The 23,546-nt window shown below is 71.4% G+C and carries 19 protein-coding genes and 1 tRNA gene; 7 read left to right on the forward strand and 13 right to left on the reverse strand.

Going from position 1 to position 23,546, the window contains the following annotated elements; all coding sequences use genetic code 11:
• Positions 1 to 9: 9 nt before the first annotated feature.
• From NE234_RS05180 to NE234_RS05195, 4 genes are all read right to left on the reverse strand, one after another.
• Positions 10 to 2,112 carry a vWA domain-containing protein gene (locus NE234_RS05180; protein WP_252777685.1) on the reverse strand — a complete coding sequence of 701 codons (2,103 nt, stop codon included), beginning with the start codon at positions 2,110 to 2,112 and terminating at the stop codon, positions 10 to 12.
• Between the two features lie 140 nt (positions 2,113 to 2,252).
• On the reverse strand, positions 2,253 to 3,464 hold the full coding sequence (gene ilvA / locus NE234_RS05185) for a threonine ammonia-lyase (protein ID WP_252777686.1): 1,212 nt from the start codon (positions 3,462 to 3,464) through the stop codon (positions 2,253 to 2,255).
• Positions 3,465 to 3,549: 85 nt separating this feature from the next.
• Positions 3,550 to 4,476, reverse strand: coding sequence for an ROK family protein (locus tag NE234_RS05190; protein ID WP_252777687.1), 927 nt, complete (start codon positions 4,474 to 4,476; stop codon positions 3,550 to 3,552).
• The gene (locus NE234_RS05195; protein WP_252777688.1) at positions 4,473 to 5,666 is read right to left on the reverse strand and encodes an FIST signal transduction protein; all 1,194 of its coding nucleotides are present in this window, start codon (positions 5,664 to 5,666) and stop codon (positions 4,473 to 4,475) included. Before NE234_RS05195 ends, NE234_RS05190 begins: the two co-directional genes overlap by 4 nt.
• A 212-nt stretch (positions 5,667 to 5,878) precedes the next feature.
• Here NE234_RS05195 and NE234_RS05200 point away from each other — a divergent pair, with 212 nt between their 5' ends.
• The 3 genes from NE234_RS05200 to NE234_RS05210 all read left to right on the forward strand — a co-directional run bounded on the left by NE234_RS05200 (position 5,879) and on the right by NE234_RS05210 (position 10,008).
• Positions 5,879 to 7,261, forward strand: a complete 1,383-nt coding sequence (locus NE234_RS05200) for a sigma 54-interacting transcriptional regulator (RefSeq protein WP_252777689.1) — start codon at positions 5,879 to 5,881, stop codon at positions 7,259 to 7,261.
• Positions 7,262 to 7,316: 55 nt separating this feature from the next.
• Positions 7,317 to 9,287, forward strand: a complete 1,971-nt coding sequence (locus NE234_RS05205; RefSeq protein WP_252777690.1) for a VWA domain-containing protein — start codon at positions 7,317 to 7,319, stop codon at positions 9,285 to 9,287.
• Between the two features lie 124 nt (positions 9,288 to 9,411).
• The gene (locus tag NE234_RS05210; protein WP_252777691.1) at positions 9,412 to 10,008 is read left to right on the forward strand and encodes a hypothetical protein; all 597 of its coding nucleotides are present in this window, start codon (positions 9,412 to 9,414) and stop codon (positions 10,006 to 10,008) included.
• Here NE234_RS05210 and NE234_RS05215 read toward each other — a convergent pair.
• A complete protein-coding gene (locus NE234_RS05215) occupies positions 10,005 to 11,162 on the reverse strand; it encodes a cystathionine gamma-synthase (RefSeq protein WP_252777692.1) in 1,158 nt (385 codons plus the stop codon). The genes NE234_RS05210 and NE234_RS05215 overlap by 4 nt on opposite strands.
• 179 nt (positions 11,163 to 11,341) lie before the next feature.
• Between NE234_RS05215 and NE234_RS05220 the strand changes: the two genes are divergently transcribed.
• Positions 11,342 to 13,501, forward strand: coding sequence for an MMPL family transporter (locus tag NE234_RS05220; RefSeq protein WP_252777693.1), 2,160 nt, complete (start codon positions 11,342 to 11,344; stop codon positions 13,499 to 13,501).
• A gap of 148 nt (positions 13,502 to 13,649) precedes the next feature.
• Here NE234_RS05220 and NE234_RS05225 read toward each other — a convergent pair whose 3' ends face one another.
• Positions 13,650 to 15,020, reverse strand: coding sequence for a cystathionine beta-synthase (locus tag NE234_RS05225; protein ID WP_252778163.1), 1,371 nt, complete (start codon positions 15,018 to 15,020; stop codon positions 13,650 to 13,652).
• 208 nt (positions 15,021 to 15,228) lie between these two features.
• On the opposite strand from NE234_RS05225, the gene NE234_RS05230 reads away from it, so the two are divergent.
• From NE234_RS05230 to NE234_RS05240, 3 genes are all read left to right on the forward strand, one after another.
• Positions 15,229 to 16,449, forward strand: coding sequence for an acetyl-CoA C-acetyltransferase (locus NE234_RS05230; protein WP_252777694.1), 1,221 nt, complete (start codon positions 15,229 to 15,231; stop codon positions 16,447 to 16,449).
• A 223-nt stretch (positions 16,450 to 16,672) separates the two neighbouring features.
• Positions 16,673 to 16,900, forward strand: a complete 228-nt coding sequence (locus NE234_RS05235) for a DUF4287 domain-containing protein (RefSeq protein WP_252777695.1) — start codon at positions 16,673 to 16,675, stop codon at positions 16,898 to 16,900.
• Positions 16,901 to 16,906: 6 nt separating this feature from the next.
• Positions 16,907 to 17,317, forward strand: a complete 411-nt coding sequence (locus NE234_RS05240; protein ID WP_252777696.1) for a PPOX class F420-dependent oxidoreductase — start codon at positions 16,907 to 16,909, stop codon at positions 17,315 to 17,317.
• Between the two features lie 105 nt (positions 17,318 to 17,422).
• On the opposite strand, the gene NE234_RS05245 is transcribed toward NE234_RS05240, so the two are convergent.
• The 7 genes from NE234_RS05245 to NE234_RS05275 form a co-directional block, all read right to left on the reverse strand.
• On the reverse strand, positions 17,423 to 18,208 hold the full coding sequence (locus NE234_RS05245; RefSeq protein ID WP_252777697.1) for a Bax inhibitor-1/YccA family protein: 786 nt from the start codon (positions 18,206 to 18,208) through the stop codon (positions 17,423 to 17,425).
• A 277-nt stretch (positions 18,209 to 18,485) separates the two neighbouring features.
• A tRNA-Leu gene (locus tag NE234_RS05250) sits at positions 18,486 to 18,560 on the reverse strand.
• Positions 18,561 to 18,659: 99 nt separating this feature from the next.
• Entirely contained in the window at positions 18,660 to 20,003 is a 1,344-nt protein-coding gene (locus NE234_RS05255; RefSeq protein WP_252777698.1) for an NAD(P)/FAD-dependent oxidoreductase, read from the reverse strand.
• Positions 20,004 to 20,288: 285 nt separating this feature from the next.
• Positions 20,289 to 21,143, reverse strand: coding sequence for a uracil-DNA glycosylase (locus NE234_RS05260; RefSeq protein WP_252777699.1), 855 nt, complete (start codon positions 21,141 to 21,143; stop codon positions 20,289 to 20,291).
• Between the two features lie 34 nt (positions 21,144 to 21,177).
• On the reverse strand, positions 21,178 to 22,269 hold the full coding sequence (locus NE234_RS05265) for a Ppx/GppA phosphatase family protein (RefSeq protein ID WP_252777700.1): 1,092 nt from the start codon (positions 22,267 to 22,269) through the stop codon (positions 21,178 to 21,180).
• A 121-nt stretch (positions 22,270 to 22,390) separates the two neighbouring features.
• Positions 22,391 to 22,948 carry a DUF501 domain-containing protein gene (locus tag NE234_RS05270; RefSeq protein ID WP_252777701.1) on the reverse strand — a complete coding sequence of 186 codons (558 nt, stop codon included), beginning with the start codon at positions 22,946 to 22,948 and terminating at the stop codon, positions 22,391 to 22,393.
• A gap of 171 nt (positions 22,949 to 23,119) precedes the next feature.
• Positions 23,120 to 23,542 (reverse strand): FtsB family cell division protein, encoded by a 423-nt coding sequence (locus NE234_RS05275; RefSeq protein WP_252777702.1) that lies wholly within the window; start codon positions 23,540 to 23,542, stop codon positions 23,120 to 23,122.
• Positions 23,543 to 23,546 lie beyond the last annotated feature (4 nt).

The following is a 23,546-nucleotide window of genomic DNA, read 5'->3' on the forward strand; positions in this document are numbered from 1 at the left end:
AGTTCTCGGTCACGGTCGTTCCCATCCCCCGGCGATGTCGGACGCGACGAGGCTCGCGAAGTCGTCGGTCGTGAGCTGCCCCTGGGCGAGGCAGGAGTCCTTACCGAAGGCGCCGACGAAGTCTCTGACCGGTGGGTCGCCGCAGCCCGAAGGACCGGTCAGCACGGTAAGGACGCGCAGCGCGGGGAGGCGGTCCTTGAGCTGCTTGGCGAGTTCACGGGCCCGGCGCGCCGTGTCGGGGTTGGTGTTCGGAATCTGCCCGTCGGTGAGCAGGAGCAGAGTCTGTCTTCCCTGCTTCAGTGACGGGACGGCCTGCCCGACCGCGGTGACGAGGTCCAGGTCACGTCCGTTCGTGGTGGCACGGCGGACCGCGCCGAGGACGTTGTCGAAGGTGGCGCCGTCGCCGGTGTCACCGGTCGGGCCGTTCGCCGGATGCGTGACGCTCGAGAAGAGGTACAGGCTGATCGGGCTTCCCGATCGGACGTCGGCCATGACACGCTCGGCCACTCCTTGGGCCCGTGCCAGGCGCGGTCCGCCGGCCACGGTGTTGGCCATCGATCCGGAGATGTCGATCATCAGGCTCAGGGGGTACTTCGGCCGGGCACTGTCGTAACAGTCGAGGGTGCGGCTCAGCGACCCGGCACAGCTCGAATCGTGCAGCGTGGGGCGCGAGACGGTCTCCGGCACGTCGTTCCGCCGGCTCTGCAGGCTCTTCCGGTACGGGCTGTCCGCGGGGTACCGGCCGGCCGTGGTACGCAGGCCTTCGCGGGTCGACTGACCTTTCGCGAGCCAGTGGTAGAAGTCCTCGACGGCCTCGTTACGCCGGCCGGTGTCCTGACCGGGCCAGCGCAGGTGGACGAACGGGTAGTCCAGCATCGGCAGATCACTGGTGTAGAACGGGTAGAGCTGCCACTTCGCGGACGGGACACGCCAGGGGCAGGACACGTCCTGCCGCAGTGCGTCGCCGTGGTCGTAGCGCGCGAGGACGCTCTCCGGGAGGACGACCGCGGCGTTGCTCGGTGGTCCCTTCCCCGCGGCGTCGTCGGCCCGGAACCGGCACAGCAGCGAGGTGGCGTCACCGCCGGCCATCGGCTCATGGTCGAGCAGCCTCTCCACGTCCTCATCCGTCTGGTCCGCCGTGCGCAACGCCCGATACAGGAACGGGGTCGACAACAGCGCGGACTCGGAGGTGTCGGGGGACGGGCGGACCACCGACTTCAGGTCCAGCAGCCGATAGTTCGTGAAGGCCTGCAGCAGGGCCGCCAGGCTCGGCTGGCCCGCGTCGCCTCCCACCTCCGGACGATCGGCGTCGGCGAAGACGCCCAGGACCAGGGGCGAGGATCCGATCGAGCCGGTCGCGTGGACGCTGCCGATCTCGACGCGCAGCGGGTTCTGCGCTAAGGAGCAGGAATCGCCGTGCCCGAGGCGGTCCCGTACCCAGTCGACGGTCTCACCGCTCTCAGGGATCCAGATGTCCGGTTGCGGGCCCAGCAACGCCAACCGGGACGGGAGCTTGGCGCAGTCGAGCCGGTCGAGCGAGGAGTCCGGGCCCACCCAGCCGCCGGCCAGACCGCTCTCGAGCTGATCGAGTGATGAGGCCGCGGTCACGGTGACGGTCACCGTCCGGCAGCCGTTCCTCGACTTCTCGGCGACGTACCGGTCGGCCGCGTCGGTTAACAGGGCGGCGGCGTTCTCCGGACCGGCGACGACCCTGAGGTCCATCGGCGCGCCGCAGACCTGGTGGTGGGTCAGCGCGGGCCAGACCCGGTTCGTCGTGTAGGGCCACACGCTCGTCACGAAGAAGAAGACGGCCGTGACGGCGATGATTCCCGGGAGCCCGTACACCGTCCAGCGCACCGCGCCCTTCGCCACGATCACGATGTACTCGCCGAAGCGTGCACTGGGAGACGGCCGCTCGAGCGCCTCGATCCAGCGCAGGATCAGGGCCGCCACGAGGACCGCGACGGCCATGAAGCCCAGGAATGAGAGCAGCCGGCCCCAGAACGGCCACGAGAGCGCGTAGAAGCTGAAGAAGGCCTGCGGTCCCTCGAGCAGCGCGATGGTCAGCTCGACGACTCGGCGTCGCTTCGTGGCGCGATCGACCGAGGACATTTCACTCCCAACGCGCGATGACCGGCCTTTCACGCGGCCGCAGGGGCCACGTGCTGGGGATTCTCGGTAAAAAGCCTCTGACATCAGGCGCGCGAGGAGGATAACGTTTTCATAACGCCTCGCTCATCGGCCACGACCGGTCAGCCGAAGCTCAAGGTGTAACCCTCGCCTCGCAGGCGCCCGAGGACCTCGTCGCAGTGGTCCGGGCCCCGGGTCTCCAGGTGCAGCGACACCTCGGCCTCGTCGACGTTGAGCCGGGAGGCGGTCCGCTGGTGGACGACGTCCAGGACGTTGACCCCGAGCTCGGCCAGCTCGCCGAGCAGCGTGACGAGCGCGCCGGGCCGGTCCGGGAGCCGTACGCGGAACATCAGGTAGCGGCCGGCCACCGCCAGCCCGTGGCGGAGCACCTTGGACAGCAGCAGCGGGTCGATGTTGCCCCCGGACAGCACCGTTACCACCGGCGGCTCGAACATCTGCGGCCGGTCCAGCAGCGCGGCGACGCCGACCACGCCGGCGGGCTCGACGACCTGCTTGGAGCGTTCTAGGCAGTTGAGCAGGGCACGGGAGATCATCTCCTCGGAGACGGTGACGACCGAGTCGACGAGCTTGGAGATCAGCTCGAAGGTGAGGTCGCCCGGCCGGCCCACCGCGATGCCGTCGGCCATCGTGCCGGCCGGCTCCACGGCCACCGGGCGTCCGGCGGCCAGCGACGGCGGGTAGGCCGCCGCGCGCTCCGCCTGGACGCCGACGACCCGTACGTCCGGGCGGAGCTCCTTGACGGCCGCCGCGATCCCCGCGACCAGGCCGCCGCCCCCGACCGGCACCACGATCGTGCGGACCTCCGGGCACTGCTCCAGGATCTCCAGGCCCACCGTGCCCTGCCCCGCCACCACGTCGGGGTGGTCGAACGGGTGGATGAAGACCGCGTCGTTCTCCCGGGCGTAGGCCGTGGCGGCCGCCAGGCAGGCATCCACGCCGGGACCGCCGAACACCACCTCCGCGCCGTACGCCCGGGTCGCGGCGACCTTCGGCAGCGGGGCGCCCTCGGGCATGAAGACGACGCTCCTGCAGCCGAGGAGCGTGGCGGCCAGCGCGACGCCCTGCGCGTGGTTTCCGGCGCTGGCCGCGACCACGCCGTGTGCCCGCTCCTCCGCGCTGAGGCGGGCGATGCGGACATACGCGCCGCGGGCCTTGAACGACCCGGCGCGCTGGAGGTTCTCGGCCTTGAGCAGCACGGGGCCGCCGACCTTCGCCGACAGGGACCGGGATTCCAGGATCGGGGTCGTCACGGTGACATCGCGCAGCACGTCACGAGCCGCGCGGACCTCATCAACGCCGACGGGACCGCTCATGCCAGAAGTGTCCCACGGCAGGCGTCGGTGCCGAGGGCCCTGGTCGCGGGACCCGCCGAAACCCTCGGCACAAGCGGCCTGACGCCTACTCCTCCGCCGTCCAGTAGCGGTCCTCCGCGAGGACCAACGCCGCGGCGCCGATGAGGCCGGCCATCTGGCCCAGCGCGGCGGGGACGACCCGGACCTGGCGGGCGAAGTCCATCCGGGCGTGCGCCCGAAGCGTGTCCTCCAGCGGCCGGAACAGCAGCGGCCCCGCCTGGGACAGCCCGCCGCCGATCGCCACGACCTCCAGGTCGCACAGGTGCGTCGCGGAGGCGATCGCCACGCCGAGCGCCCAGCCCGCGCGGTTCATCGCCCGCACGGCGACCGGGTGCCCCCGGGCGGCGTCGTCGGCGAGCTCCTTGGCGGTCTCGCCGAGCCAGCCCTGCTCCCGCGCCCAGGCGGCCAGGGCGGGGCCCCGCGCGATCGCCTCCAGGCAGCCGCGGCCGCCGCACTCGCAGACCGGCCCCTCATGGTCGACGATCACGTGACCGATGTGGCCGGCGTTGCCGCTGACGCCGTCGACGAGGCGGCCGCCGAGGATCAGCCCGCCGCCCACGCCGGTCGAGACCACCATGCCCAGCATGTCGCCGCGCCCGCGGCCCGCGCCGCGCCAGTGCTCCCCCGCCGCGAACGCGATCGCGTCGTTGTGCACCCGGACCGGCAGGTCCGGGTACCGCTCCTGCAGACGCTCGCGCAGGGGGAAACCCCGCCACGCCGGGATGTTGAGCGGCGAGACCTTCCCGGCCGGCCAGCTCATCGGGCCGCCGCAGCCGACCCCGACGCCGGCGAGCCCCGTGGCGGGCAACCGGTCGATCAGGCTGAGCATCGTCCGCCAGAGGGTCTCGGCGTCGGCGTGCGGCGGCTGCGGCGTCGCGATGCGCTCGTACGCCGCGATCCGCCCGCCCGGCTCGACGAGCGCGGCCGCCAGCTTGGTGCCGCCGATGTCGACCGCGAGGACACAGCCCGTCACGCGGGACCCTCCTTGCCGCCCGGCCCGAAGGCCAGGATCGAAGCGGTGAAACTGTGAACGTGGTTGCGCCCCGCGACCGGGCCGATCTCCCCCGCGGCGAAGAACCCGCCGACGCCGGGGCCGCCGAGCACCTGGCGCAGCGTGCGCACGTCATGATCGGAGCTGGGGAACATCGCCCGGCCCCGGCCCGTGCACGAGAACAGCAGCGCCCCCTCGATGGGCGCCAGGTCCAGATCGCCCAGGAGATGGCTGAGGTCCTCGTCCGCCGCGTCGGCGTCGCGCACGTGGAACCGGACCGTCCGGCCGACCTCGATGACCTCCCCGGCCGCCAGCGCCCCCACCTCGGGGTCCGCGCCGATCACACCGCGGACCAGGAAGTCGCCGCGCTCCTGCCGCTCGGCGTACTCGTCCATGGCCACGCCGATCAGCAGCCCCGCCTCGACCAGCCCGCGCTCGTCCTCCGGCAGCCCGGCGACGATCTCCTCCAGCTTGGCCAGCGCGGGCATGCCGGCCAGCTCGTACAGGACGTTGTCCTCGGCCTTGGTGACGACCATGGTCGGGCCGATGGGCCTGGCGCCCTGGCTGACCACGGTCGAGGTCATCACCGACCCGCCGAGCAGCACTCCGACCGCGCCGGAGTCGACGATCTCGCCGTCGGCGAAGAGCCGGGTGGTCCCGCGGCCGCCCTGGCCGGTCGCCAGGCCCCCGACGAGCGGGAGGCCGGGCAGCACCTCACCGGACCGCTCGACGAACGCGTCCACCGGGAAGCTGTACGGGTCGGCCAGCAGCACCGCCACCACGTCGTCGTCGCGGGTCTGCGGCATGCCGACGACCGCCAGGCGCGGCGTCGCCTCGCCCTCCGACGCGGGGAACTTCAGCGTCTCCAGCCGGAACGGCTCGATACGCGCCTCCGGGAGCCGGGCCGCCCAGGCACTGACCGCGCTGCCGCCCTCGACTCCGTGGTTGCCGCCGATCACCCCGGACGCACCGCAGCCGATGACATTGGGAGTGCCCGCGACCTCCATCGCCCGCCGTGCCGCCGGCTCGACGGCCTCCGGGCTCGACGCGGACACGAAGACGAACACCAGATCCGGAGGGCCGTCCAGCGGGGCCACCGCCTGCGCCACCGCGGACTCCGCGGCCGTGACCAGGTCCGGTCCGACCGCCAGTCCGTCGCCGAAGCGTGCCATCGCCCTCCTCCCCTCCACCGTGGGCCCGATGCTTACGGTGTACCACAGCCACCTGACGAAGCCACGAGTCAATGATCGACTTCGTAGCGCGACGCGCGCCTTGGTCGGATGCGGCAGCGGAGTTCCCGGCATAGGGTCGGGAACATTGACGCTGAAGAACGTGCTGCGCCACGACGGACGCCGGCCGTCCGGCGAGTGAGGAGCGGTGCCCAGTGAATACGCGACCAACGACGCTCGGTGAGCTCCGGGCGACCGGCCATGTCCACCGGTCCGTGAAGGCCGAGATCCGGCACAACCTGCTCGCGCGGCTGCGCTCCGGGGAGCCGCGGTTCCCGGGCATCGTCGGGTTCGACGACACGGTCCTGCCGCACGTCGAACGCGCGCTCCTCGCCGGGCACGACCTCGTCCTGCTCGGTGAGCGCGGACAGGGCAAGTCACGGCTGATCCGTACGCTGGGCGGCCTGCTGGACGAGTGGACTCCCATCGTCGAGGGCTGTGAGATCAACGACCACCCGTACGCCCCGGTGTGCGTGCGCTGCCGCCGGCTGCTCGCCGAGAAGGGCGACGACCTGCCGGTCGACTGGAAGCACCGGGACGAGCGGTACGGCGAGAAGCTCGCCACGCCGGACACGAGTGTCGGCGACCTCATCGGCGACATCGACCCGATCAAGGTCGCGGAGGGCCGTACGCTCGGGGACCCGGAGACCGTGCACTACGGCCTGGTCCCCCGGACCAACCGCGGCGTCTTCTGCGTCAACGAGCTGCCCGACCTCGCCGAGCGCATCCAGGTGTCGCTGCTGAACGTCCTGGAGGAGCGGGACGTGCAGATCCGCGGCTACAACCTGCGGCTGCCGCTGGACATCCTGCTGGTGGCCAGCGCCAACCCGGAGGACTACACCAACCGCGGCCGGATCATCACGCCGCTGAAGGACCGCTTCGGCGCGGAGATCCACACCCACTACCCCCTCGACGTCGACGAGGAGCTCGTGCTCATCGGCCAGGAGGCCGAGGTCGCGGCGGCGGTGCCGATCCACCTGATGGAGGTCGTCGCGCGGTTCACCCGGCTGGTTCGCGAGTCCCCGGCGGTCGACACGCGGTCCGGCGTGTCCGCGCGGTTCGCGATCGCCGCGACCGAGACGGTGGCGGCCTCCGCGCTGCGGCGTGCGGCCCTGACCGGCGAGGAGCAGCCGGTGGCGCGCGTGTGCGACCTGCCGTCGATCGTGCCGACGCTCCTCGGCAAGGTCGAGTTCGAGGTCAGCGAGGAGGGCCGGGAGGAGGAGGTGCTGGCGCACCTGCTGCGCCGGGCGGTCGCGGAGACCTGGCGGCGCACGCTCGGCCCGGTCGACCTCAGCGGCCTGCTCGACCGGTTCGACCGCGGCGCGACCGTCGACTCCGGGGAGCTGGTGGCGGCGGCCGACCTCCTGCACCGCATCGGCCCGGTGCCCGGCCTGGCCCGGATCATGAACGGCCTGGGCATGGAGGGCGAGTCGCCGGGACACGCGGCGGCGGCGCTGGAGTTCGCCCTGGAAGGGCTCTACCTGATGCGCCGACTGTCGAAGGACACCGAGGACGGGACCTCGACCTACCGGACGTGACGCGGTCCGAGGTCCATGAGATTCCCTTACCCCCCGAGCGAGGGAGGAGGTCGCCGTGGCCGGATACCGCTACGGTCCGTTCCACGAGGGGCCGGACCCGCTCGCCCCTCCGTACGACGTGCGCGCCGCGCTGGACGCCATGGGCGATTCGATGCTGGAGGGCACGAACCCCGGTGACGCGCTGCGCGACCTGCTGCGCCGCGGCCTGCCCGGCGAGCGGCGGCGGCGCGGGCTCGACGACCTGCTGCGGCAGGTCCGGTCCCGCCGGCAGGAGCTGCGCGGCCGCGGCCGGCTCGACGGCACGCTGGAGGAGGCGCGGTCGCTGCTCGACCAGGCGATCGGCCAGGAGCGGGCCGCGCTGTTCCCGGACCCGAGCGACGACGCGCGGCTGCGGGAGGCCGAGCTGGACACCCTGCCGAACGACACCGCGCAGGCGGTGCGCCGGCTGGCGTCGTACGAGTGGCGGTCGCCGGAGGCGCGGCGGACGTTCGAGGAGCTGAAGGACCTCCTGCGCCGCGACGTGCTGGACGCGCAGTTCCGCGGCATGAAGCAGGCCCTGAGCAATCCCGATCCGGCGGCGATGCAGCGGGTCAAGGACATGATGGCCGCGCTCAACGACATGCTGGAGAAGGACGCGCGGGGCGAGCACACCCCGGAGGACTTCGACGCGTTCATGCGGGAGTACGGGGAGTTCTTCCCGGAGAACCCGCAGAACCTGGAGGAGCTCGTCGACTCCCTGGCGCGGCGCGCCGCCGCGACCGAGCGGCTGCTGGCCTCGCTCACCCCGGAGCAGCGGGCGGAGCTGGCCGCGCTGATGGCCCAGACGCTCGAGGACGCCGGGCTGGCCATGGAGATGCAGCGGCTGGGGTCCTCGCTACGGCAGCGCCGGCCCGATCTCGATTGGTCCGGCTCCGAGCGCATGTCGGGTGAGGACCCGATGTCCATGGGCGACGCGACGACCGCACTGGAGGAGCTCGCGGACCTGGCGGAGCTGGAGGGCGCGCTGCGGCAGGACTACCCCGGCGCGCGGCTGGACGACATCGACGAGGAGGCGGTGCGCCGGGCCCTCGGCCGGCAGGCGGTCGACGACCTCTCCGAGCTGCGCCGCATCGAGGCCGAGCTCGAGCGCCAGGGCTACCTCAAGCGCAAGGGCGGGGCGCTGGAGCTGACGCCGAAGGCGGTGCGGCGGCTCGGCGAGACCGCGCTGCGCCGGGTGTTCGCCCAGCTGGACACGGGCCGGCGCGGCGACCACGACCAGTCCGACGCGGGTCAGGCCGGCGAGCTGACGGGCGGTTCCCGCCCCTGGCAGCACGGCGACGAACAGCCGATCGACGTCGTACGGACGGTGTCGAACGCCCTGCGCCGCGGCGCGGCCCGGCCCGGCGAGGCCGGGACCGGCGTGCGCCTGACGGTGGACGACTTCGAGGTGCTGGAGACCGAGCGCCGTACGGCGGCGGCGGTGTGCCTGCTCGTCGACCTGTCGTACTCCATGGCGCTGCGCGGCACGTGGGGCTCGGCCAAGCAGACCGCGCTGGCCCTGCACACGCTGGTGGCGAGCAAGTACCCGCAGGACGCGATCCAGGTGATCGGGTTCTCCAACTACGCGCGGGTCCTGCCGCCCACCGAGCTGGCCGGCCTGGACTGGGACATGGTGCAGGGCACCAACCTGCACCACGCGCTGCTCATCGCCGGGCGGCACCTGGAGAAGCACCCCGAGCACGAGCCGATCGTCCTGATCATCACGGACGGCGAGCCGACCGCGCACCTGCTCCGTGACGGCCGTTCGTCGTTCGACTGGCCGCCGTCGCGCGAGACGCTGGAGCTGACGCTCGCCGAGGTGGACAAGATGACCCGGCGGCGCGCCACGCTGAACATCTTCATGCTCGCCGACGACGAGCGGCTCGTCGCCTTCGTTCAGGAAGTCGCGCGGCGCAACGGCGGGCGGGTGTTCGCGCCCACGCCGGACCGGCTGGGCGAGTACGTCGTACGGGACTATCTGCGGGTCCGCCGCGGCGGGGCCGGGTGAGGCGGCGGGTGCTCCGCCCGTCGCCGCGGCCGGGCCGGGTGAGGCCGCGGTCGTGATCCGCCCCTCGCCGCGGCGCGCGTCGTACGGGACGTTTGGACGAGCGGCTCCGGGCTAAGACCAGACCATGTCGAGCGCTGATCGGCTGCTTCTGTTCCTGCATCTCGGCTTCGCGATCTTCGCGCTGGGGCCGCTGACCGCGGCGACCATGGCGACGCCCCGGTACATCCGCCGGGGCCGGCCGGGCATCGTGCGCTATCTGAACCGCGCGACCCGGATCTACGGCCTGCTCACCCTGGGCATCTTCCTGTTCGGCGCGCTGCTGGCGCACGGGAGATTCGACCAGATGTGGCTGTCGGCGTCGATGACCCTGTTCATCGTCGCCCTCGTGCTGCTGGTCATCGTCGAGCGCGATCAGCGCAAGGCCGTGCACAAGCTCGAGGTCGCCGAGGCCGAGCGGCGGCCGGCGCCGGCGCGCGCGGCCCCGCCGCCGGTCGCGGAGACCGCCGCGGCCGAGACGGCGGGCGCCGACTCCGTCACCGCGCCGGGCGAGACTCCGGCGCCCGGAGCGGCGACGGACGCGGGCACCGCGACGCCGGAACCCGCGACCCGTGTTCCCCTCGGCGAGCCCGCCAAGGTGGAGACCGGCCGGATCGCCACGATCTCCGGCGTCGTCGCGCTCATCTGGCTCGTGATCCTCGTCCTGATGGTCTGGAACGCCTAGCCCTCCAGGGCCTGTTCCAGGTCGGCGAGGAGGTCGTCGACGTCCTCGATGCCGACCGACAGGCGCACGAGGTCGCCCGGCACCTCCAGCGGCGACCCGGCGGCGGAGGCGTGCGTCATGCGCCCGGGGTGCTCGATCAGCGACTCCACACCGCCCAGCGACTCCCCGAGCGTGAAGACCTTGGCCCGCTCGCAGACGCGTACGGCCGCGTCCTCGCCGTCGGCGTGCCGGAAGGACACCATGCCGCCGAACGCCCGCATCTGCTTGGCCGCGACCTCGTGGCCCGGGTCCTGCGGCAGGCCCGGGTAGTGCACGGCGCTGACCCGCGGGTGGCGGCTGAGGAACTCGGCGATCCGGGTGGCGTTGGCGCAGTGCCGGTCCATGCGGACGCCCAGCGTCTTGATGCCGCGCAGGGTGAGCCACGCGTCGAACGGCCCGGCGATGGCCCCCATGGCGTTCTGGTGGAACGCCAGCTCCTGGGCGAGCTCCACGTCGGCCGCGATGAGCGCGCCGCCGACCACGTCGGAGTGCCCGCCGAGGTACTTCGTGGTGGAGTGCACGACGACGTCCGCGCCGAGGGCGAGCGGGCGCTGGAGGTACGGCGAGGCGAACGTGTTGTCCACGACGAGCCGGGCGCCGGCCTCCCGCGCCACGTGCGCCAGCGCGGCGATGTCGGCGACGCCGAGCAGCGGGTTCGTGGGCGTCTCGACCCAGATGGCCGTCGTCTCCGGGCGTACGGCCGCGCGTACGGCCTGGACGTCCGTCAGCGGCACGGGGTCGTACGCCACGCCCCACCGGGCGAGGACCTTGGAGATCAGCCGGAACGTGCCGCCGTAGGCGTCGTTCGGGATCAGCACGTGGTCGCCCGGCTTGCAGATCGTGCGCAGCAGGGTGTCCTCGGCGGCCAGGCCCGAGGCGAACGCGAGCCCCCGTACGCCGCCCTCCAGGGCGGCGAGGCACTCCTCCAGCGCCGTACGGGTCGGGTTGGCCGACCTGCTGTACTCGTATCCACCGCGCAGGCCGCCGACGCCGTCCTGCTTGTAGGTGGACACCTGATATATCGGCGGAACGACCGCCCCTGTCGCGGGATCGGCCTCTTGACCTGCGTGGATGGCGAGGGTCTCGAAGCCGGTCTCGTGGTTGAAACCGTCCATGCACGCGAGGTTAGTGCCTCTGGCGGGGCGGCTGGGCGGCGCTGCGTCCATACCCGGGGATGATCCGTCTCCACCGTAGGGACTAGGACCGAAATCGACTCTGACGGTGAGGCAAAGCCCGTTTTGCCTGGATATCGTCGGTGCGTTACTCGAAGACACTCTACGAAGGGGAGCCACCCGTGTTCGGATGGCTGGGGCGCGGTGTCGTCAGACACCCATGGTGGACGATCGGCGCGTGGCTCGTCGCGGCGGCCGTCCTGGTGGTGTTCGCCCCCAAACTAACCACCAAATCGGACCAGCAGGCGTTCCTGCCGAAGAAGTACGAGTCGGTCGCGGCGTCCAACCTCGCCGAGAAGGCGTTCCCGAGCGGTGACCAGAAGGTCGACCGGGAGATGGTCGTCGTCAAGCGGAGCGACGGGGGCACGCTGTCCGCCGCCGACCAGCAGAAGATCGGTCAGACGGCGAAGGCCATCCAGGCCAAGGCGATCCCGAACGTGCAGATGGCCGCCACCAGCCCGCAGACGCTCTCGCAGAACCACAAGGTTCAGCTGATCGTCGTCGGCCTGCCCAACGGCTTCGACACCAAGACGCAGAAGAAGAACGAGGACGCCATCAAGCAGGTCCGTGCCGTGACGGCCGACCAGCTGAAGGGCAGCGGGCTGGCCTACGGGGTGGCCGGCAACTTCGCGTCCAGCGTGGACAACGAGAAGTCCAGCCAGCGGACCCTCGCCCTGATCGGGCTCGCGACGGTCGTTCTGATCATCGCCCTGATTCTGATCATCTTCCGCAGCCCCATCGCGGCGCTGCTGCCGATCATCGTCATCGTCCTGGTCTCGCAGGTCGCGAACGCGGTCACCGCGTTCATCGGTAAGGCGTTCGACCTCAGCTTCGACGACGGCTTCTCGACGATCATCGTCGTCGTGCTGTACGGCATCGGCACCGACTACATCCTCTTCCTCCTGTTCCGGTACCGGGAACGCCTGCGGGCCGGCGAGGACAAGAAGACCGCGATGATCACGAGTGTCGAGCGGGTGGGCGAGGCGATCGCCTCGGCCGCCGGCGCGGTCATCGCCGCGTTCATCGTCCTGGTGCTCGCCTCCTTCAAGGCGTTCGGCGCCCTGGGCCCGCAGCTCGCGATCGCGGTCGCGGTCATGTTCATCACCGCGCTCACGCTCGTTCCCGCCATCGTCTCGCTGCTGGGCCGCTTCGTGTTCTGGCCGTCGAAGGCGTGGAAGAAGGAGCCGAAGCCCGGTCTGTGGGTGAAGATCGGCAACAGTGTCGGGCGCCGCCCGGCCGTGACCGCGATCGCCTCCGGCCTCGTCCTGGTGGCCCTGGCCGCCGGTGCCCTGGCGTTCAAGGCGGACTACGACTTCCAGGCCGGCTCCCCGCAGAACACCGAGTCGGCGAAGGCCATGAAGGACCTGCAGGCCAGCCTGCCGTCCGGCCTGACCTCGCCCACCGAGGTGTACGTCCAGGGCAGCGGCCCGCTCGACAAGTCCGCCGTCCAGAAGTTCCAGCAGACGCTGGCGACCGCCAAGGGCGTCGGCCAGGTCGCGCCGGCGCAGTACAGCCCGGACCAGAGCGTCGCCAAGATCACGGTCGTCCTCAAGCTGAACCCCAGCTCGAACGAGGCGATCAGCCTGGTGAAGGGGCCCTTCCGCGACCTCGCCCACCAGAACGCCCCGCCCGGCACCAAGGCGATGGTCGGCGGCATGACCGCGGCGTACGCCGACATCAATGAGGTCAACAACCGCGACCTGTCGGTCATCATCCCGGTGGCGGTGCTGCTGATCGGCATCATCCTCGCGCTGCTGCTGCGTGCGCTGGTCGCTCCGATCTACCTCGTGATCGCGGTGCTGCTCGGCTTCACGGCCACGCTCGGCGCGACCGTCGCCCTGTTCCAGGGCATCGAGGGCAAGGAAGGACTGATGTTCCAGCTGCCGATCATCCTGTACCTCTTCGTACTGGCGATCGGCACCGACTACAACATCCTCATGATCGCGCGGTTGCGCGAGGAGTCACGCGAGGGGCACGACCCGCGGCGTGCCGCCGCGCTCGGCATCCAGCACGCCGGGCCGACGGTCGCGGCGGCGGGCGTCATCCTGGCCGGTACGTTCGCCGCGCTGACCCTGTCCCCGCAGTCGATGCTGGCCGAGATCGGATTCGGCGTGGCCATCGGCATCCTGCTGTCCGCGTTCGTGATGTCGGCGCTCTTCGTGCCGTCGATCACGGCGCTGATGGGCCACAAGGCCTGGTGGCCCGGGCACGGCGACGCGGCGCGCAAGGGGAACCAGCCGCCCGCGGCGGAGCCGTACGACCTGGTCGACCGCCCGGTCTGACCGGCCGGTGAGACACCGAGGCCCCGGCGGCGCGCTGGTCGCGCCGCCGGGGCCTCGTCGTTCATCGTGGGCGGCGTGCCGAGCACGCCGCCCGTCGTTCGTGAGGCGGCGCGCCGGTGACGCCGCCGCCTCGTTCGCCGGGGCCGGGTCAGCCGGTCGCGAGGAAGCCCAGCAGGTCCTGGCGGGTGATGAGGCCGGCCGGTTTGCCGTCGACGAGGACGACGGCGGCACCGGCGTTCTCCAGGACGCCGACGGCCTTGCTCACGCCCTCGCCCGAGCCGACCATCGGCAGCGGCGGCGCCATGTGGTCGCCCAGCGGGTCGTCGAGGCCCGCCTTGCCGCTGACCAGGGCGGCCAGGAGGTCCCGCTCGCCGACGGAGCCGACGACCTCGGCGGCCATGACCGGCGGCTCCTCCTTCATGACGGGCAGCTGCGAGACGTCGTACTCCCGCAGGATGGACACCGCGGTGCCGACCGTCTCGTGCGGGTGGACGTGCACGAACTCCGGCAGCCCGGACCCCTTGCGCGCCAGCACGTCGGCGATGCGCGGCTCCTCGGTTTCGGACGTGAGGAAGCCGTAGTCGGCCATCCAGTCGTCATTGAAGATCTTGGACAGGTAGCCGCGGCCACCGTCCGGCAGCAGGACGACGACCACGTCGTCGGGGCCGGCCTCGGCCGCGACGCGCAACGCCGCCACGACCGCCAGACCGCAGGAGCCGCCGACGAGCAGCCCCTCCTCGCGGGCCAGCCGCCGGGTCATGGTGAACGAGTCCTTGTCGCTCACGGCGATGACCTGGTCGCAGATGTCCCGGTCGTAGGTCTCGGGCCAGATGTCCTCGCCCACGCCCTCGACGAGGTACGGCCGGCCGGTGCCGCCGGAGTAGACCGACCCCTCCGGGTCCGCGCCGATGACCTTGACGCGCCCGCCGGAGATCTCCTTGAGGTAGCGGCCGGTGCCGGTGATGGTGCCGCCGGTGCCGATGCCCGCGACGAAGTGCGTGACCCGGCCCTCGGTCTGCGCCCAGATCTCCGGCCCCGTCGTCTCGTAGTGGGAGCGCGGGTTGTTCGGGTTGCGGTACTGGTCGGGCTTCCAGGCGCCGGGGATCTCGGCGGCGAGCCGGTCGGAGACCGAGTAATAGGAGTCCGGGTGGTCGGGTGAGACCGCGGTCGGGCACACCACGACCTCGGCGCCGTAGGCCCGCAGGACGGCGATCTTGTCGTTCGCCACCTTGTCGGGGCAGACGAAGACGCACCGATAGCCCTTCTCCTGCGCCACGATCGCGAGCCCGACACCGGTGTTCCCGGAGGTGGGTTCGACGATCGTGCCGCCCGGCTTGAGAGCGCCGGACTCCTCGGCGGCCTCGACCATCCGGACGGCGATGCGGTCCTTCACCGAGCCGCCCGGATTGAGGTATTCGACCTTGGCGAGCACCTGCGCGCGGGCTCCGGTCGTGACGTTGCGGAGGCGTACGAGGGGGGTGTCCCCGATGAGCTCCGTCAGCGAGTTGTGCACGTGCACCAGCGACGTCCCTGTCGTCGGCAATAGTTCTGCTCAGACGGTACCTCACCCGCTCTGATCACCGTGCGTCCGCCATCCGTGACCGATCGCTGTCACGGTCGATCGACGCGCGGGCTACCCGCCAGTAGGTTTCGCGGCCGACACGCAGTAGCCTGCGAACGGGACTCAAGGGCCGCCGCCCGGCCGGCCGAGGAGAAGGAGACCGATCATGCCCGAGGCTGTCATCGTCGCGACCGCTCGCTCCCCGATCGGGCGAGCGTTCAAGGGATCGCTGAAGGACCTGCGCCCCGACGATCTCACCGCGCGCATCGTGCGGGCGGCGCTCGACAAGGTCCCGCAGCTGGACCCGAACGACATCGACGACCTGCTGCTGGGCTGCGGCCTGCCCGGCGGTGAGCAGGGGTACAACATGGCCCGCGTGGTCGCCATCCTCCTCGGATACGACACCATCCCGGGCGCCACGATCACGCGCTACTGCTCCTCGTCCCTGCAGACCACGCGGATGGCCTTCCACGCGATCAAGTCGGGTGAGGCGGACGTGATCGTCTCGGCCGGGGTCGAGATGGTCAGCCGGTTCGCCAAGGGCAGCAGCGACGGCCTGCCCGACACCCAGAACCCGCTGTTCGGCGAGGCCCAGGCCCGCACCGCCAAGCGCGGCGAGGGCAACGCCGAGACCTGGCGCGACCCCCGCGAGGACGGCGCGCTCCCCGACGTCTACATCGCGATGGGCCAGACCGCCGAGAACGTCGCCCAGCTGCGCGGCATCAGCCGCGCCGAGCAGGACGAGTTCGGGGTCCGGTCGCAGAACCTCGCCGAGAAGGCGATCGAGAACGGCTTCTTCGAGCGGGAGATCACCCCGGTGGAGCTGCCGGACGGCACCGTGGTCGCCAAGGACGACGGCCCGCGCGCCGGCACGACGCTCGAGAAGGTCTCCCAGCTCCAGCCCGTCTTCCGGCCCGACGGCACGGTGACGGCCGGCAACTGCTGCCCGCTCAACGACGGCGCGGCCGCGGTCGTCGTGATGAGCGACACCAAGGCGGCCGAGCTCGGCATCACGCCACTGGCCCGCATCGTCTCCTCCGGGGTCTCGGCGCTGTCGCCGGAGATCATGGGCCTCGGGCCGGTCGAGGCGTCCCGCCAGGCCCTGAAGCGGGGCGGCCTGACGATCGACGACATCGACCTCGTCGAGATCAACGAGGCCTTCGCCGCGCAGGTGATCCCGTCGTACCGCGACCTGGGGATCGACATCGACAAGCTCAACGTCAACGGCGGCGCGATCGCGGTGGGCCACCCGTTCGGCATGACCGGCGCGCGCATCACGAACACGCTGCTCAACGGGCTCCAGACGCACGACAAGACCTTCGGCCTCGAGACGATGTGCGTCGGCGGCGGTCAGGGCATGGCCATGATCTTCGAGCGCCTCAGCTGAGCTCTGCGGTCACGCTCCGGTCAACGACACGACCGGTTCACGTAAAACTCCCCGGCGGGACACATCCGCCGGGGAGTTTCGTTAGCACTTCGTAACCCGTGCCGGGCGGAGTGTGACGAATGATCTACGTGCCGTGACAGAAAGCTCTCCGTCGGGGGGTTGTGTGATTGCGATGGGTGTTGCAGAGTCATCAACAAGCAGCACGCCCAGCCAGGAGGTGCCTATGTCTTTGAACCACTCACCGGAGACGCACAAGAACCTCATCGCACGCATCCCGAAAGTCACAGGACGTGACCTCCCCGAGTGGTTCGAAGCCATAGACAACGGCCCCGCGTTCCTGCGATGCGACGAGCGGGTCAACTGGCTGGCGGACGAGCACGGGCTCTCTCACGGATACGCCTCCGCCCTCGTGCACGAGCACGAGCTGCACCGGCGCGCCGTCCGCTTCTGACCCGGAGTGGAGCACCGCAGGGCACTCGACTTCATCACCGAGCACCACCGTGCGGTGATGGTGACGTTCCACGCCGACGGCCGCCCGCAGACGTCTCCCGTCCTGTGCGCGGTCGATGACGAGGGACGCATCGTCGTCAGCACGCGCGAGACCGCCGCGAAGACGCGCAACCTGATGCGCGATCCCCGCGTCACCTTCTGCGTCTTCACCGACGCCTTCTTCGGCGAATGGGTCCAGGTGGACGGCGAGGCCGAGGTCGTCCAGCTGCCCGACGCGATGGACCCACTGATCGACTACTACCGGAAGGTCTCCGGCGAGCATCCCGACTGGGACGACTACCGCACGGCGATGAAGAAAGATCGCCGGGTCGTCGTCCGGGCGACGATCGTCCGCGCCGGCCCCGACCTCCACGGCTGAGACGGCGCCGGCGCCCTCCCGCGAGCGAGGGCGCCGGCGCCGGGCACTTCTCTTCCCGTGCGACGCTCGTCGGCCTCGTATGGCGCTGCCCGTGCGCCGACCGCGTCAGTCCCGGTCGTAGAAGTAGGACAGGAACCGGAGCAGCTCCAGGTAGATCCAGACCAGGCTCACGGTCAGCCCGAACGCCGCCAGCCACGCGGCCTGCCGCGGAGCGCCCGAGCGGACCCCGTCCTCGATGGAGCGGAAGTCCAGCAGCAGGTAGAAGCAGCCGACGAGGATCGCGACGACGCTGAAGGCGATGCCGAGCGGCCCGTTCTCCCGGATCCCGATGCCGCCGACATGGAAGATCGACACCAGCAGGTTGAGCACCATCAGGCCCAGCAGCGCGAACCCGGCGGCGATCACGAAGCGGACGAACCTCGGGGTCACGCGGACGATCCGCAAGGCGTAGATCGCCAGCGTCGCGCCGAACGCCAGCGCGGTGCCGACGACCGCCTGCAGGACCACGCCGTTGTAGAAGGAGTTGTAGGCGTGGCTCACCACGCCGACCGCCACGCCGTACGCGGCCGCGTAGCCGAGCACGATGGCGGGATTGATCCGGCGGCCGAACGTCAGGATCGCCCAGCAGATCAGCCCGACCACGACGGCGGCGAGCGCGATGACGTTCGCCAGGCGGTCCGGGACGAGGACCCACGCGGCGGCGCCCGCCACGACGAGCGTGGCGAGCGTGAGGAACGACCGCACGACGACGTCGTCGATCGTCATGGACCGGGGCGGTGCGTACGCCGGAGCGTTGTACATCGCCTCGAGCCGGTACACGCTCGGGGCGTATCCCGACGACTGGCGGCCGAACGCGCCACGCCGGGACAGAACCGGGTTCCCGCTCTGCATGGTTTCCTCCCGAGTCGGTGGTTGAGGATTCAACGACGGCGCACGGTCGCGGTGTTCCCGCCCCCTCCTACCCCTCCCGTTCGCACCTCACGCCGAGCGGGAGAAGGGCCGGCCGACTTGCCGCGAATCGCCTATATCACGGATTCCGTAGATGAGCGCGGCCAGTATCGGACGAGAAACGGCGAACCGATACCGGCCGAACTGACGGCCATAACACCACCGGAGACACTCGGACGAAAGGTGTGGATTGCTCCGGTCGACCTTCGTCAAGCTGCAGTGCCCCCGGTCGGAGTCGAACCGACACAACCAACTCTTTTAGGGAGTCTGCCTCTGCCTGTTGGGCTACGGGGGCGGCGTAATCATACCGGGCATGAGCCAATAAGGGACCACCCAGTAAATGCGACAAATAACGCCTATTAGTGCCGCGCCCTAATTACAGGCCGAATACTGCTCAGTCTTTAGCGGCCAGCTCGAACTCCTCACGCGGTCGCGTGATCGACCCCAGCGAGACGATCTCACGCTTGAAGAAGACCGCGAGGGTCCAGTCGGCGGTCACCCGCGCCTTACGGTTGACCGTGGGCACCCGGGACAGGTGGTACGTCCGGTGCAGCCACCACGCGACGATCCCCCGCAACTTCACGCCGTAGATCTGCGCGACGCCTTTGCGCAGGCCGAGACTGGCCACGGATCCGGCGTACGCGTGTTCGTAGCGCTTGAGTTCCTTACCGCGCAGCGCCGCGACAACGTTGTCTCCCAGAACCTTCGCCTGCCGGACGGCGTGTTGCGCGTTCGGCGCGGTCAAGTTGCCCGGTTTCGTCAGGTCGGGAACGGCCGCGATGTCGCCCGCCGTGAAAGCGCCCTCCACGCCTTCCACCGTCAGCTCGGCGGTGGCCTTGAGCCGCCCCTTCTCATCGAGCGGAAGGTCGGTGCGGCGGACGACGGGATTGGGCTTGACGCCCGCCGTCCAAACGAGCGTTCCCGCGTCGAACTCCTCGCCGTCGCTGAGGACGATGTGGTGCCCTTCGGCGGATTTGAGGAGCGTCTGGAGCTTGACCGCGATGCCGCGCCGGCGCAGCGTCTCGACCGTCCAGCGGCCCATGTCCGGACCGACCTCCGGCAGGATGCGGTCGCTCGCCTCGACCAGCACCCACCGCATGTCGGACGGGTCGACGTTCGGGTAGTAGGCGCAGGCGTCGCGGGCCATGTCCTCCAGCTCGGCCAGCGCCTCGACGCCCGCGTAGCCGCCGCCGACGAAGACGAACGTCAGCGCCCGCTTGCGGACCTTCTCGTTCGCCGTCGAGGCCGCGATGTCGAGCTGCGCGAGCACGTGGTTGCGCAGGTAGATGGCCTCGCCGACCGTCTTGAAGCCGATGCCGCACTGGGCGAGGCCGGGGATCGGCAGCGTCCGGGAGATCGACCCGGGGCAGAAGACGAGGAGGTCGTAGGAGAGCATGCGGGTCTCGACGGACCGCTCACCGCCGCCGCCCTCCGCGCTGGTGCTCCCGACCACCTCGACCCACGCCTGGCGCTTCGCGTGCTCGACCTTGGTGACGCGGCCGTTGAGGATCGTCGCGCGCGGGAGTACGCGGCGCAGCGGCACGACGACGTGCCGCGCCTCGACGTTGCCGGCGGCCGCCTCCGGCAGGAACGGCTGATAGGTCATGTACGACTGGGGATCGACGACCGTGATCTGCAGTTCGCCGCTCTTGAGCTCGCGGCGCATCTTCTTGTGCAGGCGGAGTGCGGTGTACATGCCTACATAGCCGCCGCCGACGATGAGCACGTGCGTTGCCATACGAGTTCCGGTACCCATGGGATCCTCCCGAAACGACCGGAGACCTTGTGAAAACTTTCACAACCTCGCTTTTTACGGTAATCCGGCAGAACGTCCGATGCCAGAGCACGTCCTGTGAGACCGATCACGTGCGAACCACTCGCCGCGAAGCCGCGTCAAAGAGGGAGAAGGAACCCGCGCGGGGACGGGCGGAGCGAGGGGGCCGTGCAGGGGAAGCGGGGGCTCCACTGTGCGCCGCTCCGCCCGTCACCCGCCGGGGTCCGTCACCCGCCGCGAAGCGTGCGGCTACGAACCGCTCGGAGGGGACGCCGGAGGACCGTCTCCGGCCCGGCCGGGCAGGTGCGCGTACGCGCGGGCCCGGGTGAACACCGCGTCCAGCATGGGCTCGGTGACCCGCCCCGTGAAGGTGTTCTGCTGGCTCGGGTGGTAGCAGCCGAGCAGCAGCGTCTCGGCGCCGTCCGGCGCCCTCAGGAGCACCTCGGCTCCATGCCCGAAGGCCGGGCGCGGAGCGGGCAGGGCGTACCCGGCCTCCTTCAGCGCCGGCCACAGTGCCTGCCAGCCGTACCCGCCCAGCACGACGATCGACCGGACCGTCCCGGCGACGAACCCGAGCTCGCGGACGAGCCAGGGAAGGCAGGCGGCGCGTTCGGCCGGGGTGGGCTTGTTGGCGGGCGGGGCGCAGCGCACCGGGGCCACGACGCGGGTACCGAGCAGCCGCTGGCCGTCCCCCGCGTGGGTGCTGGTCGGGATCGCCGCCAGACCGGTCCGGTGCAGGGACGCGAAGAGCCAGTCGCCGCTGCGGTCCCCCGTGAAGATCCGTCCAGTGCGGTTGCCGCCGTGCGCGGCGGGCGCCAGGCCGACGATGAGGACGCGCGGCTCGGCGTCTCCCCAGCCCGGAACCGGCCGGCCCCAGTACTCCTCCTGCGCGAACGCCCGGCGGCGTTCGACGGCGACCTGCTCCCGCCAGGCGACGAGGCGAGGGCAGGCACGGCACACCGACTGCCGCGCGACGAGCTCGCCCAGCGTCGGGGCGGACCCCGCGAGGGCCCGTACGTCCTCCGGGGTCCGCGCGACCGGCGTGTCCGGGCCTGCGGGGTCCTCCGGATGTCCGGATCCCGGGGGGATGAAGGGGGCGTTCATGCCGTCCGACTCGGTTCGCTTCGCTTCCGTGGGGTCAGACCAGCGACCAGGCGATGCCGTCGAGGATGTCGCGCTCGCTGACGATCAGGTCGGCGAAGGCGTACTCGCGCATGATCCGGTCGAGGATGAGCGCGCCGGCGCCGATGACGTCGACCCGCCCGGGGTGCATGACGCCGATCCCGCTGCGCTCGTCGTGCGTCGAGCGCAGCAGCGTACGGGTCACGTCGTGGACCTGACGGGCCTTGATCCGCGACAGGTGGATCCGCTCGGAGTCGTACGCCGGCAGGTCCAGGGCGATGCCCGCGACCGTGGTCACCGAGCCGGCCAGCCCGACCAGGGTGCGCGCCTCGGCGACGGGTACGGCCGGGAGGTTCTCGGCGGGGCGGGCGGGCGCGCCGTCGGCGAGGGGGCGGGCGGCCGGCGAGTCGGCGCCTTCGGCCAGGGCACGGGCGGCCGCGGCCGGGTCGGTGCCCGCGGCGCCGTTGCCGGGCGGGCCCGCAACGCCCGCCGCGTGACCGTCACGGACGGCGGCCAGGGCGGCGTCGATGTCCGCGACGGCGGCCGCCACCTGCTCGGGCGACGGCGGGTCGGAGCGCAGGTGCCGCTCCGTGAGCCGGACACAGCCGATGTCGACCGAGCGCGCCGCCTCGACCTCGGCGGTGCCGAAGACGAACTCGGTGGAGCCGCCGCCGATGTCGACGACGAGGTACGGGCGCATGGGCCGGAGTGCCGACAGGTCCTTCGTCGCGCCGATGAAGGACAGGCGGGCCTCCTCCTCCCCCGTGATCACCTCGGGTTCCACGCCGAAGATGTCGACGACGCCCCGGACGAACTCGTCCCGGTTGCTCGCGTCACGGGTGGCACTGGTCGCCACGACCCGCGTCCGGATCGGGGTGCCCGTGACGTCGTGCGCGGCGATCAGCTTCGCGTAGCCCCGCATGGCCGCGAACGTACGGTCGAGCGCCTCGGGGGCCAGGCGACCGGTCTTGTCGACGCCCTGCCCGAGCCGGACGATCTCCATCCGGCGTTCGAGGTCGGTCAACCGGCCGTCGACGATGTCGGCGATCAACAGGCGGACGGAGTTCGTCCCGCAGTCGACCGCCGCGACACGCGTCGCTGTGCTCACGATTCGTTCGCCTCCCGGCGCACCTCTTCGGCGCGGTCCTGCCGCGCTCCTCCACCTCCGACCGCGCCCGAGAGGCCCGGCTCCCGCAGGCCGCCCGCTCCGGCCGCCGACTTACAGCAAATCATGACAGGCCCTGACAGGTCGCGTCATCGGATCCTTGAGACGGCCCCGCCTCAGCGCCACATGTGGCCGCGCACGAACCGGAACGCCACCAGTCCGGCATCCGGTCCAGGGCCTCCCTGCCGAAGGGGTTCGCCCCGGGCACCGCGAGTTCGTGGGCGACCAGGGCGTGCAGGCACTTGACCCGGGTCGGCATGCCGCCCGCGGTCTGCATGCCGTCGGGAAGCGGCTCGACGCCCTCTTCCTCGGCGGCGGCGTCACGGCGGTCGCGGTAGTCGCGGTGCGCCGCCTCGTACGCCGCGGCCAGCTCCGGGTCGGCGCCGAGCCGCGCGGTCATCTCGCGCATCAGCCCGCTCGCCTCCAGCGTCCCGATCGCCGACGCGGCCTTCGGGCAGGTCAGGTAGAACAACGTCGGGAACGGCGTGCCGTCGGGCAGCCGCGGTGCGGTCTCCACCACGTCGGGCAGCCCGCAGGGGCAGCGATGCGCGATCGCCCGCAGCCCGCGCGGCGCACGGCCCAGTTGCGCCGCCACCGCCGCGACGTCGTGTTCCTCGATCACCGGTAAGCCCTCCGGAGTCGCCGGCAGGCCCGCCTGCCGGCAGATGCCCGCCTCACCGACCCACCGTCACCGCACTCGCCCCGGCCGTGGTCGGCGTGCCGGACCGGGAGGCGGGTCGGCGCCGGGAACCGGCCTCGCCGAAATCCGTACGCCAGCGCTCAGGGTATGCGGTCAGCGGCGCCGATCCGCCGCGTCCACCGAGCGCCACAGCGTGACGTACCAGGGCGGAGTCGGCGGGGGGCGCTTGCGGGAGGCGTCCTGGCCGCCGCTCTGCCCGCCGCCCAGCACTACGTAGCACTTGGCGCCCGGGTCGCACATGTGCAGCCGGCGGCGCGCCTCCCGCCTGATGTAGGACTCGTCACCGAGCCGCTGTTTCTGCCGGGACAGCTGCTCGACCTGAGCCTGCGCCACACGCTGCTGCACCCGCAGCGATGCGATCTCCCGTCGCTGGGCGATGTACTCCCGGACGGGATAGGCGAGGCTCAGGGCGATCGCGCACGCGACGACCGCCAGGATCGCGGCGCGACTCGTCAGATGAGCGCGCCGCGCCTCCCTGGCCTTCCGCTCAGGCGGTCGCCGCTTCTCCTCGGCCATCGGA

Origin of the sequence: Actinoallomurus rhizosphaericola (genome assembly GCF_024055675.1) — a bacterium.
In the GTDB taxonomy this organism is placed as follows: domain Bacteria; phylum Actinomycetota; class Actinomycetes; order Streptosporangiales; family Streptosporangiaceae; genus Actinoallomurus; species Actinoallomurus soli.